The organism is Pseudomonas sp. B21-053, from assembly GCF_026016365.1.
Lineage (GTDB): Bacteria > Pseudomonadota > Gammaproteobacteria > Pseudomonadales > Pseudomonadaceae > Aquipseudomonas > Aquipseudomonas nunensis.
The window spans coordinates 3,005,494-3,020,525 of sequence record NZ_CP087205.1 but is presented as its reverse complement, the minus strand read 5'-3'; the positions used below and the strand labels follow the sequence as shown (position 1 = coordinate 3,020,525).

Below are 15,032 nucleotides of genomic sequence, written 5' to 3'. Positions count from 1 at the left end.
GGAGGCTGCGATCTTTTGATTGTCGTGTCAGTCAGCATGATGTTGAGGCTGATACCCCCTTCGCGAGCAAGCCCGCTCCCACAGGATCTGCTGTGAACACACAGTTTGTGTACACCCGAGATCCCCTGTGGGAGCGAGCCTGCTCGCGAAGAGGCCAGCCCTGAAACCGCTATCTCAAGCCAGCACCCTGGCCAAAAACGGCGCCGTCCGGCTCTTCTTGTTTTTGGCCACGGTCTGCGGTGTACCCGCCACCACAATCCTGCCGCCCTGATCCCCTGCCCCCGGCCCGATGTCGATCACCCAGTCACTCTGGGCCACCACGCGCATTTCATGCTCGACCACAATCACCGTGTGCCCCGCCGTCACCAGCGTATTCAACTGCTCCAGCAGCCGATCCACATCCCGTGGATGCAACCCGGTGGTGGGCTCGTCGAGCACGTACAGGGTCGCGCCGCGCTGGTTGCGTTGCAGCTCCGTCGCCAGTTTGATCCGCTGGGCTTCACCGCCGGACAGTTCTGTCGCCGGTTGACCCAGACGCAAGTAACCCAGGCCAATATCACGTAGCACTTCCAGCGAACGGCGAATCCCCGGTTGCTCGGCAAATACCGTGACCGCGTCGTCCACCGTCAGTTGCAACACCTGGGCGATGCTCAGTCCCTGCCAGGTGATAGCCAGTGTCTGCGGGTTGTAGCGCGCCCCATGACACGTCGGGCAAGGCGCATAAACGCTCGGCATAAACAGCAATTCGACACTGACAAACCCCTCGCCTTCGCAGGTCGGGCAACGTCCCTTGGCAACGTTGAAGGAAAACTGCCCGGCGTCGTAACCCTCAGCCTGTGCCTCAGGCGTGGCGGCGAACAGTTTGCGCACGTTGTCGAACAGCCCGGTGTAGGTCGCCAGATTCGAACGTGGCGTGCGGCCGATGGGTTTCTGATCGACTTGCACCAGGCGCTTGATCGATTCCAGCCCCGCCGTGACCTGACCGCCGCTGACTTGCGGCGCGTCGTCCTCAAGGCTCAATTCTTCCGGCTCGCTGGCCGTCGTTGGTTTGCCCAAATGCGCGCCGACCAATTCGAGCAACGCCTGGCTGACCAGACTCGACTTGCCGGAACCCGACACGCCGGTCACCGCCGTAAAGCAGCCCAAGGGAAATTCGGCGCTGAGGTTGTTCAGGTTATTGCGGGTGATGCCTTCCAGGCGCAGCCAGTCCTTTGCCTTGCGCACTGCACGTTTGGCGCTGACCTGCTCGGCGAACAGGTAGGCGCGGGTCTGGGAATCGGTAATGTGCTCCAGCCCTGAAGGATGACCGCTGTAGAGTATGTGCCCGCCATGCTCACCGGCCGCCGGCCCGACATCGATCAGCCAATCGGCGCGGCGCATGGTTTCCAGATCGTGCTCGACCACAAATAACGTATTGCCCGCTGCTTTCAGACGTTGCAGGGCTTCAAACAAAGCCTCGCCATCCGCCGGGTGCAGGCCTGCCGAAGGTTCGTCCAGCACATAAATCACGCCGAACAACTGCGAGCCCAATTGCGTCGCCAGGCGCAAGCGCTGCAATTCACCGGAGGACAGGGTTGGCGTGCTGCGATCCAGAGCCAGGTAACCGAGGCCCAGATCGGTCAGGGTGCTGACCCGCTCCAGTAAATCCTGAGCGATGCGTTGTGCCGCCAGGCGTTTTTCCACCGACAGGTTCGGCGTGTGGCGCACGTCCGGCGCATTGGCGTGACCGCTGGCACCGTGGGCGACGCGCTGTTCGCGAGCCTCGCGGGTCTGCTCATGGGTCAACACTTCACCGGGTTGATCCGGTTGTTCAAGGTAACTGTGAGCCGCCACCGGTCGCAGCACTTCGGCCACTTGCAACAACGGCATCTGCGACAGTTCACCAATATCGTAGCCGGCGAACGTCACCGACAGCGCCTCTCGCTTGAGCCGTTTGCCGTCGCATAACGGACACGGGCTGCCGAGCATGAATTGCGAGACGCGCTTCTTCATCAAGGCGCTTTGGGATTGGCTGAAGGTGTGCAGGATGTAGCGCCGGGCGCCGGTGAAAGTGCCTTGGTAACTCGGCTCCATTTTGCGCTGGAGGGCGACTCGGGTTTCTTCCGGGGTGAGCCCGGCGTACACCGGTACGGTCGGGGTTTCTTCGGTGAAGAGAATCCAGTCCCGCTGCTTTTTCGGCAGCTTTTTCCAGGGGATGTCCACGTCGATGCCCATGGTCACCAGGATGTCCCGCAGGTTCTGGCCCTGCCAGGCCAGCGGCCACGACGCAACGGCGCGCTGGCGGATGGTCAGGTTCGGATCCGGGACCATCAGCGCTTCGGTCACTTCGTAGACGCGGCCCAGGCCGTGGCATTCGGCGCACGCCCCTTGCGGCGTGTTCGGCGAAAAGTCTTCGGCATACAGCATCGCCTGTCCCGGCGGGTAACTGCCGGCGCGGGAATAGAGCATTCGGATCAGGCTCGACAACGTGGTCACGCTGCCCACCGAAGAACGCGTACTCGGCGTGCCTCGCTGTTGTTGCAAGGCGACGGCGGGCGGCAAACCTTCGATGGAATCGACGTCCGGCACACCGACCTGATCGATCAGGCGTCGGGCATACGGCGCCACGGATTCGAAATAGCGCCGTTGCGCTTCGGCGTAGAGCGTCGAGAACGCCAACGAAGACTTGCCCGAACCGGACACGCCGGTGAACACCACCAGGGCATCCCGGGGAATGTCCACGTCGACGTTCTTGAGGTTGTGTTCCCGGGCGCCGCGCACCCTGACCATGCCTGAGGGAGGGGTTGGGGTGCGCTTCGACGTCATGAAATAACCTTAAATAATTAGCTGAAAAACACCGATCCCCTGTGGGAGCGGGCTTGCTCGCGAAAGCGGTGTGTCAAACAACATCGATGCTGAATGGCATACCGCTTTCGCGAGCAAGCCCGCTCCCACATTTCTGATAGGGGTTAACCATTGAGAACCATGCGCACCATTTGGGTCAGTGCTTCTGGCCCATACGGTTTACTGAGCAGATGTGTATCGGGACTCAACTGATGATTGCGCGAAATAATGTCGCGGGTGTGCCCCGAGGTAAACAGCACCGCCACTGGCGGGTTCTGCACCTTGGCCCATGCCGCGAGGTCCGAGCTTTTGATCAGGCCGGGCATGACCACGTCGGTGAAGATCATGTCCACGGCCACGCCCTCCAGCAGCATCTGCATGGCCAAGTCGCCGTTGGCGGCGGTCAGCACCTGATAACCCTCTTCGCGCAGCAACTCCACCGCCGAGGCGCGCACCGCTTCGTTATCCTCGACCACCAGAATGGTTTCATGCCCGCCCCGTTGCTGCGGCCCCGGCGGCGGCGCTTCATTGGGCAACGCTCGCAGGCTGCGCGGAAAGTACAGCCGCACTCGCGTGCCCTCGCCGACCACGCTGGACATCTCGATATGCCCGCCACTCTGCTTGACGAAACCGAACACCATGCTCAAACCGAGCCCGGTGCCGTGGCCATCGGCCTTGGTGGTAAAGAACGGTTCGAACGCCTGGGCCAGCACTTCCGGCGCCATGCCGCCGCCGGCGTCGGTCACCGTCACGCGCAGATAGTCACCGGCGACGATGTCTTTGCCTGCGCAGAACCGCCGATCCAGGACGACGTTGTCGGCGCTCAGGCCGATGGTGCCCTCGCCCTTCATCGCGTCACGGGCGTTGATCGCCAGGTTGAGGATGGCGTTTTCCAGTTGATTGCGATCCACATGAATGCGCCAGGCATCATCGGGCACGGCGACGTTGATCTGGAGGGTTTCCCCCAGCGCCCGCTGCAGCAGTTCCCCGAGGCCATCGAAGATCTGCCGGGGTTCGCAAACGTCCGGCGATAGCGGCTGGCGCCGAGCGAACGCGAGCAGTTGCGACGACAGCTTGGCCCCGCGCTCGACCGCCGCAATCGAGGCACTGACCCGGCGCTGCACATTGAGGTTGTCCGGTTCATGCCGCGCCAGCAAATGCAGATTGCCGGCGATCACTTGCAGCAGGTTGTTGAAGTCATGGGCCACGCCGCCCGTGAGGCCGCCGATGGCTTCGAGCTTCTGCGCCTGGCGCAATTGCTCTTCCGCCGCCAGTCGCGCATTGACTTCATCGGCGACGCGCTGCTCCAGGTTGCGGGTGAATTTGATCAGGGACTCTTCGGCGATCTTGCGTTCGTGGATGTCGATCAACACGCCAGGGAAACGAAACGGTTTGCCTTGATCGTTGAACTCACAGCAACCGCTGGCCAGCACCCACAGGTACGTGCCGTCGGGGCGTAAGACTCGGTATTCGGCGTTGTAGGGTGCACCAGTGCTCACCGATTGATTGACCTGTTCCTCGACCCAGTCGAAGTCATCGGGGTGAATCCGCGATTCAGCGATCTCGGTGGGCAGGTCGGCCAGGTTCTGGCCCGCCGGATAGGAAAAGGTGCGGGCGAAACGCTCGTCCCCGGACAGCACATTGGCCTTGATGTCCCAAACGAACGAGCCGAGCAGCGCCCCGGCATTCAGCGCCAGGCGTACCCGTTCGTTGTCTGCGCGATAGGCATCCTCGGCTTCTTGGCGGCGGCGTTCGGAAATCACGTGGTCGGTGGTCTCGACCACCATCGCCATGACTCCGGACGGGCGCCCTTTATCATCAGCGACCGGGCTGTAATAGAGATCCAGCCAGACATCTTCCGGAATGCCGTCGCGCAGCAGCACCAGTTCTTTATTGCGATAGGACAACGTGCCGCCCGCCAGGCAAGTATCGAGCACATGGCGATTGAACTCGGCGACTTCCGGCCATCCAAGCTCCACCGGCACGCCCAACAGATAGGGATGGCGACCGCCAGCGAACGCCGAGTAGGCGTCGTTATAAATCATGTAGCCGAGCCGCCCCCAGAGCATCACCATCGGCAACGGCGAAGCCAGCATCAGCTGCACCGTACTGCTCAAGCTGCGGGGCCAGTCGTCGATGTTGCCCAGTTCGGTCTGGCTCCAGTCGAACGCGCGAATGCGTCCGGCCATTTCGCCAGTCCAGCCGGCACAACCGTGGCTATCTGATAGAAACTGCATTGACTGACTCTATGTCCTGTGATGACGCCCGTTTGTTTCGAGCACTGCGGATGCCAATGGTTTCATAGAGGTATAGCTGATTCATTATTCCCTTGTGGAAAGCCGATTTCCATAGGGCTCTGTGGGCGTGACAGGACTAACGAAAATCCCGGCTGCGCACGCTGATGCCGTCAAGCAGGAAACTCAGATCACTCAAGCGACCGGCAATCAGATGCCGCACCTCGCCTTCCCTTTCCCAGCGCCCATCGACCTTGAGCAATTGTGAGCCGACCAGTACCTGGCGTTGCCGTTCAGCCAAATCGCGCCAGACCACCACGTTGACGTTGCCGAACTCGTCTTCGAGGGTGACGAAGGTCACGCCGCTGGCGGTGCCGGGGCGTTGGCGGCCGGTCACCAGCCCGGCGACGCTGACGGGCCGGCCGTGTTCGACATCGAGCAATTCCTTCGAGCTGCGGCAACGCCGGGCCTTCAACTCCGGGCGCAACAGCGCCAACGGATGCGGGCCGAGGGTGGTGCCGACGGTCGCGTAATCGGCTTGCAGGTCTTCGCCGACGGTGGGTTTGGGCAGCGACACTTCAGGTTCTTCCTGACGCGGCAACCCGGCGAACAACCCGAGTTGTTTCTGCACCCCCGCCACTTCCCAGCGCGCCCGATGGCGGTCGCCGGCCAGACCGCGCAAGGCCCCGGCATCGGCCAGTTGTTCCTGGGCACGGGCGTCGAGTTGCGCCCGTTCGCCGAGATCGGCAATGTCGACAAACGCACCCCGCGCCCGTGCAGCTTCGATGCGCCGGGCATCGTCCTCGCGAAAACCCTTGATCATCCGCAGGCCCATGCGAATCGCAGGTTGCGCCCCGGTGATCGGTTCCAGGCTGCAATCCCAGTCGCTGGCGCGCACATCCACCGGGCGAATCTGCAAATGATGCCGACGGGCGTCTTGCAGGATCTGGTCCGGGCTGTAGAAACCCATGGGCCAGCTATTGATCAGCGCACAGGCGAAGGCTGCCGGTTCGTGGCATTTGAGCCAGCAACTGGCGTAGGTCAGCAAGGCGAAACTGGCGGCGTGGGATTCAGGGAAACCGTAGCTGCCGAAGCCTTTGATCTGTTCGAAGATTTGCGCGGCGAATTCTGCTGTGTAGCCCTTTTTTTTCATTCCGGCAGCCAGGCGATCCTTATGCGGCTCAAGTCCGCCATGGCGTTTCCAGGCCGCCATGGAACGGCGCAACTGATCGGCTTCGCCAGGGCTGTAACTGGCGGCGACAATGGCGATCTGCATCACTTGTTCCTGGAACAGCGGCACCCCGAGCGTGCGCTTCAACACCTCCCTCAGCTCTTCGGAGGGATAGCTTTCGAGTTCTTCCTTGTTTCGTCGCCGCAGATAGGGATGCACCATGCCGCCCTGAATAGGGCCGGGGCGAACGATGGCCACCTCAATCACCAGGTCATAAAACTTGCGGGGCTTGAGCCGGGGCAACATCGACATCTGCGCCCGGGATTCGATCTGGAACACGCCGATGGTGTCAGCCTGGCAAATCATGTCGTAGGTTTGTGGATCTTCAGAGGGCACCGTCGCCAGGCTCAAGTCCAGATTGCGGTGACGGCGAAGCAAATCGAAACAACGACGAATCGCGCTGAGCATGCCCAAAGCCAGGATATCCACTTTGAGCAGTCCTACCGCATCGAGATCGTCCTTGTCCCATTGAATGATGGTGCGATCAGCCATTGCCGCGTTTTCCACCGGCACCAGGGTGTCCAGCGATTGCTCGGAAATAACGAAGCCGCCGGGGTGCTGAGACAGATGCCGGGGGAAACCGATCAGTTGTTGCGTCAAACTCAACACCCGTTTCAGCACCGGGCTCTCAGGATCGAAACCACTTTCAATCAGGCGCTCGACCGGTGGCGTGTTGTCACTCCAGTGACCACAGCAATCGGCCAGGGCGTTGACCTGATCCGGCGGCAGGCCCAAGGCCTTGGCCACGTCGCGCACCGCACCGGCAGCGTGGTAAGTGCTGACCACGGCGGTCAGCGCAGCGCGGGTGCGACCGTAGCGCTGGAACACGTACTGCAAGACTTCTTCACGGCGTTCGTGTTCGAAATCCACGTCGATGTCGGGAGGTTCGTTGCGCTCTTTGGACAGAAAGCGCTCAAACAGCATGTTCATTCGCGCCGGGTCGATCTCGGTGATACCCAACGCGAAACACACCGCCGAGTTGGCCGCCGAGCCTCGCCCCTGACAAAGAATTTTCTGGCGTCGGGCGAAAGCGACGATGTCCTGAACCGTAAGGAAATAGCTTTCATAACCCAGCTCGGCAATCAGCGCCAATTCCTTATCGATCAGCCCGCGCACCTTCTCGCTGGCACCTTCGGGCCAACGCTCGCGAACGCCACGTTCGGTCAACTCACTCAGCCAGGATGCGGCGCTATGCCCTTGCGGCACCAACTCCCGGGGATATTGATAGCGCAACTGCCCCAGATCGAAGGTGCAGCGCCGGGCGATAACCAGCGTTTCATCGAGCAAGGCTCGCGGATAGAGTTCACCCACGACATCGAGGCTGCGAAGGTGCCGCTCGCCATTCGGATGAAGGCGCAACCCGGCCGCCGCAACCGGCAGGTGATGGCGGATCGCGGTCATGGTGTCCTGCAATGCACGTCGGCCACGGGCGTGCATGTGCACGTCGCCGCTGGCCATTGCCGGGATTTGCAGCTCCCTGGCCAGCGTCAGCAATGCGTTTAATCGCCGTGTATCGTCCTGCCCTCGATGCAACTGGACCGCCAGCCACAGGCGTTCGGCAAAGGCCTGTTTCAGCCAGTGACCGTTGTGAAAATCATCCACCGCATCCGGCACCCACAACGCCAACAAGCCCGGCAACGGTTCGCTGAAGTCCTCTCGCAATACTTGATACTGACCTTTCTGCGTGCGCCGCCGAGCGCGGGTGATCAGCCGGCACAACGCCTGATAGCCCTCAAGGTTTTCCACCAGCAGCACCAGTTTCGGCCCGTCCTCGATGCGGATTTCGCTGCCGATGATCAGCGGCAGCTCCACCGACTTCGCCGCCTGCCAGGCCCGGACAATCCCGGCCAATGTGCATTCATCGGTGATTGCCAGGGCCCGATAACCCTGGTGTTTCGCCCGTTGAAACAACTCCAGCGCGCTGGAAGCCCCGCGCTGAAAACTGAAGTTCGACAGGCAATGCAGCTCGGCATATTCGACGCTCATGCGAACCAGCCTTGCAGCCACAACGGACCGTTTTCACCCACCGCCCGATAGGCCCAGCCCTGTTGGCCGGCGCGGGTCTGGATCAAGTAATAATCCCGGCGCACATCAGCGCCGTCCCACCAGCCGGACTCGATGCGTTCCGGCCCCATGAGAATCCGCGCTGAACCTTCGTGCACCGTCAGCGGTTCGGTCAGCAACCAGCCCGGCCGTTGCACCCCCGGCAATCCGCCACAGAACTGGCTGTCGACACTGGTCTGCCAGGCGCACTCGGGGCGGTGATCAGCCTGGAAACGCAAGCCCTGCACCGCCTCGTCGCCCAGCCGGGCGCGCAGGCGTTCGCGCAATTGCTCCCAGGGCAAGGACTGCTGCGGGCGGTCGTCGAACAGTTCCTGGCGTTGAGGCACGAAGCTCGGCAGGTCTTCGGCGCGCAGGCGAAAACCGCGCACCGGAGCCTCGACCTGCACTTGTTCCAGCCTCCCCCGGGCCAGTTCGAAGAGCATCGCCGGATCGCGCTCGGCGCTGAGCAATCCGACCTTGATCACGCTGTCCGGCAACCCGGCGTGTTCCAGGTGCAAGTCGAAACGCTGCACGCCGCTGTCCCGGCCGCAGAGAAATGCTGACAGATCACCCGTCAACCGGCGCAATGGAAACAGCAACGCCTGATGGGACTGCACATCGAAGTTGAGCTCGATGCGCACATCGAAGCGGTCCGGCGGCAGGTAGAACGCCAGGGCCAAGTGGCGCAAACCGAGCAAGGCGTCCAGATGCTTGAGCACCTGGGCCTCGAAACGCCGGGCCAGGGTATGTCGGGGCAGCGCCTGCACCTGGCTCAAGGTGCGCAGGCCCATGCGCGTCAACGCCGTGGACACCGAAGGTTCGAGGGCGATGCGGTCGATGGGCAACTGCCCCAGGTGATAGTGCAAAGCCTGATCGTCCGGCACCACCAGACCGTCATAAACATTGGCCAGCACCCGCGCCGCCACCGGGTTGGGTGCGGCGACGATCCGGTGCCGAAAACCCAGCGCGGTGAGTTCGCTGCGCAACCGCGCTTCGAACTGCGGCCAAGCGCCGAACAGACCCAGGCTCGATTCGATTTCAAACACCACCGCGCGCGGGTAATGCACGCTGACCTGGGAACTGAAGCCATAGGCCCACGCCGCGAGAAACTGCTGCCAGTGTTCGATTTCGGCGGCGTCGTATTCAGCCGTGACAAAACCTTTGCTCAAGGCCTGGGCCGCCGTCATGGACTGGCCGGGGCGCAAGCCGAGGGCCCGGGCCGCGCCGTTGACCGCTTGCAACACCCGGCGTTGGGCCGGGCCGGTCAGCAGCGCCAATGGCTCATCGGGATCGGGACGCTGACGCAGTACCGCGTCCAGCGCCAATTGCGGGAACAGAATGCACACCCAGCGCATGGCAACCTCAATGTCCCATGGCAAAGGCAATCGGCGCCGTACGGGCCAACCCGCCGCGACACTTCAAGACTCGCAATTGCGCAGGCTTGGCATCGATGGCAATGCGCAGGGCGGCCGGCGAAGGGTTGACCGCCTCGGCCAGCGAGCGATAGGCAAACGCCAGGGTCGAACCGGTTTCCGCCGCCACCTGCAAACGTCGCAGCGCCCGGTCATCGGCCTTGTGCGGCCAACACAGCACCGCGCCGCAACTGCCCGAACGCAGGCACTGTTCCGCCGCCCACAAGGCATCGCGTTCGCTGGCCTGGATGATCGACAACTGGCGCAGATCGACCCCGGCGTTCTGCCATGCCTGGGGATACGGCACGTACGGCGGCGCGATCAGCACGATGCGCTCACCCGCCGCCGACAGCCGCGCCAGCGCCGGCCACACCAGTTGCAACTCGCCGACGCCCTGCCCGGCGAGGAGGATTTCGGTCAGCGCCGCTTCCGGCCAGCCACCGCTGGGCAACGCCGCATCCAGCGCCGCATGCCCGGTGGGTTGCGGGCTGACGGCCGGGGGCGCGGGTCGGCCCTTCCAGACCTGGCCGCCATTGAACAGCGTATCCAACGCAACGACGGCGCCCATCACCCTTGCCTCACCAGACCGCAGAACACCCCTTCGATGGCCAGGTCCTGATCGGCTTCGACGATGATCGGTTTATAGGCCGGGTTGCGCGGCAACAACCGCACGCTGTCGCCGACCCGCTCGAAACGCTTGATGGTGACTTCGCCGTCGAGCCGCGCCACCACGATCTGGCCGTTAAGCGCCTCGGGGTTGCGGTGCACACCCACCAGGTCGCCGTCGAGAATGCCGTCCTCGATCATCGAGTCGCCCTGGACCCGCAGCATGTAGTCAGGCACCCGGGAGAAGATCGACGGGTCGAACAGCAAACGGCTGTGCACCTCGGCATCGGCACCAATCGGCGCCCCCGCCGCGACCCGACCGAGGACCGGAATATCCAGCAACTCGGGCCGCGCCGGTTGCCCAAGCAAGCGAATGCCCCGGGCCTGATGCGGGTTGACCTCGATAAAACCGGCTTCGGTCAGCGCCAGCACATGCTTGCGCGCCACGCTGCGGGAGGCGAAACCAAACGCCTCGCTGATTTCAGCGAGGCTCGGGGACTGACCGTGCTCCGCGATTCGATCACGGATAAACGTCAGGATGGCGGTACGGCGGGGAGTGAGAGTCGTCATGGAGTACATTTGTACTCTTTTCAGGTTTTCCTGACAACAACCGTCAATCCGGTAAGCGCTGCGTAGGAGCTGTGTAGGAGCTGACGAGTGAAACGAGGCTGCGATCTTTTGATCTTAAAAAATCAAAATCAAAAGATCGCAGCCTCGTTTCACTCGTCAGCTCCTACAGGGAATCCAGGTCAGGCCAAAAAGATCGCAGTCACTGGCAAGTCCCTGTAGCAGCTGTCGAGCAGCGCGAGGCAGCGTTCGGCGGCGGAGCCGTCGCAAACCCTGTACTCACGGTCTACCTAAAACACCGCGGTGGCCGATTTCACGACGGCTTCGCCGCCGAACGCTGCCTCGCGCTGCTCGACAGCTGCTACAAGGGGAGCCATGTCAGTCATCACCCAATCCACGGGCCGCCAAAAATTCTGCGATGTAATCGATAAACGCCACCACCTTGGCCGTCGCCCGCCGATGGCTCGGGTACACCGCCAGAATGTGCGCGCCGAAGCTGTCCGGGTCGATGTCGTAGTCGGCCATCAGCCGCACCAGCCGCCCGTCGGCGATGTACGGCGCGGCGCTCCACAACGGCGTATGCAGCAAGCCGCGACCGGCCAGGGCATTCGCCAGCAACAAGTCGTAATTGTCGCTGCGCAAACGTGGTGACTGCGGTTGCGGCAGGCTCAGGCGCTGGCCGTCGCGTTCGGCCCACCAGAATTCGCGGCTGAGCAACGGATGGCGATACAACAGCCATTCGTGTTCATCGAGGGTTTGCGGCGTCACCGGCACGCCTTTGCGCGCCAGGTAAGCCGGGCTGCCACACAACGCCAGGCGATTGCTGCCGACCACCCGGGCGATCAGCCCCGGCAAGTCGTCATGACCTTCGCGCAAGGCCAGGTCGTAGCCACTTTCCAGCAGATTGACGAACTCATCGCACAGGTCCACTTGCAGGTTGATCTGCGGGTATTGCTCCAGAAAACCACCGCACACCTGATCCAGAAACGCCTGCCCATACGCCAGCGGCGCGGTGATTTTCAGGCTGCCGCGCAGGCCATGCTGCATCTGCTCGACCTCCTCGCCCGCCTCCTCCAGCCGCTGCAACACCTGGCGCGCGGTTTCCAGATAAAGCCGCCCCACTTCTGTCAGCAAAATCCGCCGGGTGCTGCGTTCGAACAACCGCGCGCCGAGCTCGGCTTCGAGGTGATTCACCGCTTTGGTCAGCGCCGACGGGGTCTTGCCCAGTTGCTCGGCGGCGCGGCTGAAACTGCCCAGCTGCGCGGTGACCACGAACATTTTCAACGCACCCAACTTGTCCATGCTTTTTCCATTCCGGCAAAAACGTTTTTCGTGAGGCAGGCGTTCTGCTGAGCGCGAGCAGCCACTAATCTGGCCATCAGACGCAATAATAAGGAAACATTCAATGAAAAGATTCATCCCGAATCTATTGATGGCCGCGATCAGTTTTGCCTCGATGGAAGCCATGGCCGCCACTGATCTGGTGCTGCTCAATGGCAAGATTTTCACCGCCGACCGCGCCCAACCGAAGGTGCAGGCCCTGGCGGTAGAAAACGGCAAGGTGCTGAAAGTCGGCACCGATGCGCAGATCAAGGCCTTGATCGACTCGAACACCAAAGTGATCGATCTCGGCGGCAAAACCCTGATGCCCGGCCTGATCGACAGCCATTCCCACGCGATTTTCGGCGGTCTGGAAATGGTCTCGGCGAATATGGAAGACGAGGTGGTCAGTCTCGACGAACTGGAAAAACGCCTGCGCGGCTGGCGTGACGACGGCAAGGCCAGACATGGCGATGTGCTGAGCGTGGCCGGCATGAGTTCGGCGTATTGGGCGCAGGCCGAGGCCTTCGGCAAAAAATTCAACAGTGGCGAATGGGCTCAGGTGCCCGTGGTGTTCACCGGCAGCGACCATCACACCGCGTGGGCCAACGACGTGATGCTGCAACGCGCCGGCATCGATGCTGCGCTGCTGAAAAACCTGCCCGACGCCGAGAAAGACACAATCGGCAAACGCGCCGATGGCACGCCGAATGGCTTTCTGGTGGACGCCGGTTGGGACCGGGTCGCCTCGAAAATGCCGGTGCCGAGCGCTGCCGACATGCTCAAAGCCGCGCAATCCGCCGTGCGCTACAACAACAGCCTCGGCATCACCGCGTGGATGGACCCCGCCGCCAACGCCGCACCGGGCGAGCCGGTATTCGCCCTCAAGCCCACGGAGAAAACCGTCGGCGTGCTGCCGGCCTATAAAGCCCTGTCCGAGAGCGGCGGCATGACCGCGCACGTCGCCGCGCTGCTGGTGGCCAATCCGAAAAGCGTGCCGGCCGATCTCGATGTGCTGGACAAAGTGCGCCAGCAATTCCAGGGCATTCCCAACCTGACGCTGCCCGGCATCAAGATCTTCGCTGACGGCGTGATCGAATACCCGGCCCAGAGCGCGGCGATGATCGATCCGTACAGCAACTCGCACAAACAGGGTGAGTTGCTGATTGATCCGAAGCATTTCGGCGAACTGGTCAGCGCCATCGACCAGCGCGGCTGGCTGGTGCACATCCACGCCATCGGCGACCGCGCGGTGCGCGAATCCCTGAACGGCATCGAGCAAGCGCGCAAGGATCGCCAGAGCGGCGTGACCCACTCGATCACGCACTTGCAAATGGTCAACCCGAAGGAGTTTGCGCGGTTCAAACCGCTCAACGTGATCGCTTCGATGCAGCTGCTGTGGGCGACTGCCGACGATTACACGCTGGACATGATCAAGCCCTACGTCAGCGCCCTGGCCTTCCGTTATCAATACCCGGCGCACTCGCTGCTCAAACAAGGCGCGACCATTGCGGGCGCCAGCGACTGGCCGGTGTCTTCGCCGAATCCCTTCAATGCCATGGCCCAGGCTATCACCCGCGTCGGCCCGTTGGGCGTGCTGAATGGCGATGAACGTCTGGACCGGGAAACGATGTTCTACGCCTACACCCTCAACGCCGCCCGGACCATCGGGTTGGAGAAGCAGATCGGTTCACTGACGGCTGGCAAACAAGCTGATTTCATCGTGCTGGATCGCGATGTGTTCAAGGTCGACAACAAAGCCCTGCACGACACCCAAGTGCTGCAAACCTGGTTCGCCGGCCGCGAAGTCTACGCACCCACTTTATAAGAAGACCTATTGCTGCCCGCCCCTGCGCCTGTCGTCGGGGTATGGCGCAGCCTTGCCCGCTATCTGCCCAAAACAATCAAAACAAAGGCACTGACCCATGAAAGCTTTCACCCTGTTCGCCCTCGGATCCTTGAGCGTGTTGCCCCTGAGCAGCCAGGCCATTGCGTTGAATGACGACTTCAACGTACTGGTGGATTTGACTCTGGCGAGTGATTACCGCACTCGTGGTATCTCGCAAACTCAGAACGATCCCGCTGTGCAGGCTGGTGTCACGCTGGCCCATAGCAGCGGTTTGTACGCGGGGGCCTGGAGTTCGAACGTCGATTTCGGCGGAGGTTTGAAAACCCGTCAGGAAATCGACTACTACGCCGGTTGGCTGTGGCAGGCGACCGATGCCGTGAGCCTGGACCTCGGCTACCTGAAATACGCCTACCCGAAGGAAGGCCAGTTCAATCAGAGCGAAACCTACGGGATTCTCAGCGTTTACGGGGTGAAACTCGCGGCCTATTACTCGGCGGATGCGCCGGGGATCGATAGCAAGCAGAGTTCGCTCTACACCTACGTCGGCTACGAAACCGAATTGCCTTATGGGCTGGGCTTGAAACTGCGCTACGGCGAAATGGATTTCAAGGACCCGCACCTGTACTCGTCCAACGGCCACGCGGAGGACGCCTACCACGAATGGGAAGTGAAACTGAGCCACGAACTGGCCGGGGTGGTGGTTGGATTGAGCTACATCGACACTGACCTTTCGCAAAGCCAATGCGAGAGCAATTGGGGCTTCAAGGACGTGTGCACCGCGACGGTAGTGGCCAGCATCAGCAAATCCTTCTGACCCGACCCATGCCCTCCCTGTAGGAGCTGCCGAAGGCTGCGATCTTTTGACTTTGTTTTTTAAAAGCAAGATCAAAAGAACGCAGCCTTCGGCAGCTCCTACAGGGGCGGATGCAAGGGGGCGCGAAAAGATG

The 15,032-nt window shown here is 62.1% G+C and carries 9 protein-coding genes; 2 read left to right on the top strand and 7 right to left on the bottom strand.

The window, feature by feature from the left end; translation table 11 throughout:
- Window positions 1–174: 174 nt before the first annotated feature.
- The 7 genes from LOY68_RS13880 to LOY68_RS13850 form a co-directional block, all read right to left on the bottom strand.
- Window positions 175–2,805: an excinuclease ABC subunit UvrA gene (locus LOY68_RS13880; protein ID WP_265045261.1), complete on the bottom strand. Its 2,631-nt coding sequence runs from the start codon at window positions 2,803–2,805 to the stop codon at window positions 175–177.
- A gap of 143 nt (window positions 2,806–2,948) precedes the next feature.
- The gene (locus tag LOY68_RS13875; RefSeq protein ID WP_265045259.1) at window positions 2,949–5,060 is read right to left on the bottom strand and encodes an ATP-binding protein; all 2,112 of its coding nucleotides are present in this window, start codon (window positions 5,058–5,060) and stop codon (window positions 2,949–2,951) included.
- Between the two features lie 136 nt (window positions 5,061–5,196).
- Window positions 5,197–8,295, bottom strand: coding sequence for an error-prone DNA polymerase (locus tag LOY68_RS13870; protein WP_265045258.1), 3,099 nt, complete (start codon window positions 8,293–8,295; stop codon window positions 5,197–5,199).
- A complete protein-coding gene (locus LOY68_RS13865) occupies window positions 8,271–9,686 on the bottom strand; it encodes a Y-family DNA polymerase (RefSeq protein WP_265045256.1) in 1,416 nt (471 codons plus the stop codon). The genes LOY68_RS13870 and LOY68_RS13865 overlap by 25 nt, the downstream gene beginning before the upstream one ends.
- Window positions 9,687–9,693: 7 nt before the next feature.
- The gene (imuA, locus tag LOY68_RS13860) at window positions 9,694–10,311 is read right to left on the bottom strand and encodes a translesion DNA synthesis-associated protein ImuA (RefSeq protein WP_054055082.1); all 618 of its coding nucleotides are present in this window, start codon (window positions 10,309–10,311) and stop codon (window positions 9,694–9,696) included.
- Window positions 10,311–10,928, bottom strand: coding sequence for a transcriptional repressor LexA (gene lexA / locus LOY68_RS13855; RefSeq protein WP_163909811.1), 618 nt, complete (start codon window positions 10,926–10,928; stop codon window positions 10,311–10,313). The genes imuA and lexA overlap by 1 nt, the downstream gene beginning before the upstream one ends.
- A 366-nt stretch (window positions 10,929–11,294) precedes the next feature.
- Window positions 11,295–12,218, bottom strand: coding sequence for a LysR family transcriptional regulator (locus LOY68_RS13850; RefSeq protein ID WP_054047654.1), 924 nt, complete (start codon window positions 12,216–12,218; stop codon window positions 11,295–11,297).
- Between the two features lie 103 nt (window positions 12,219–12,321).
- Between LOY68_RS13850 and LOY68_RS13845 the strand changes: the two genes are divergently transcribed.
- Both LOY68_RS13845 and LOY68_RS13840 read left to right on the top strand, forming a co-directional pair.
- Window positions 12,322–14,064, top strand: coding sequence for an amidohydrolase (locus LOY68_RS13845; protein WP_265045252.1), 1,743 nt, complete (start codon window positions 12,322–12,324; stop codon window positions 14,062–14,064).
- A 97-nt stretch (window positions 14,065–14,161) separates the two neighbouring features.
- Complete coding sequence (locus LOY68_RS13840; protein ID WP_265045250.1) at window positions 14,162–14,899, top strand: TorF family putative porin; 738 nt, start codon at window positions 14,162–14,164, stop codon at window positions 14,897–14,899.
- Window positions 14,900–15,032: the final 133 nt, after the last annotated feature.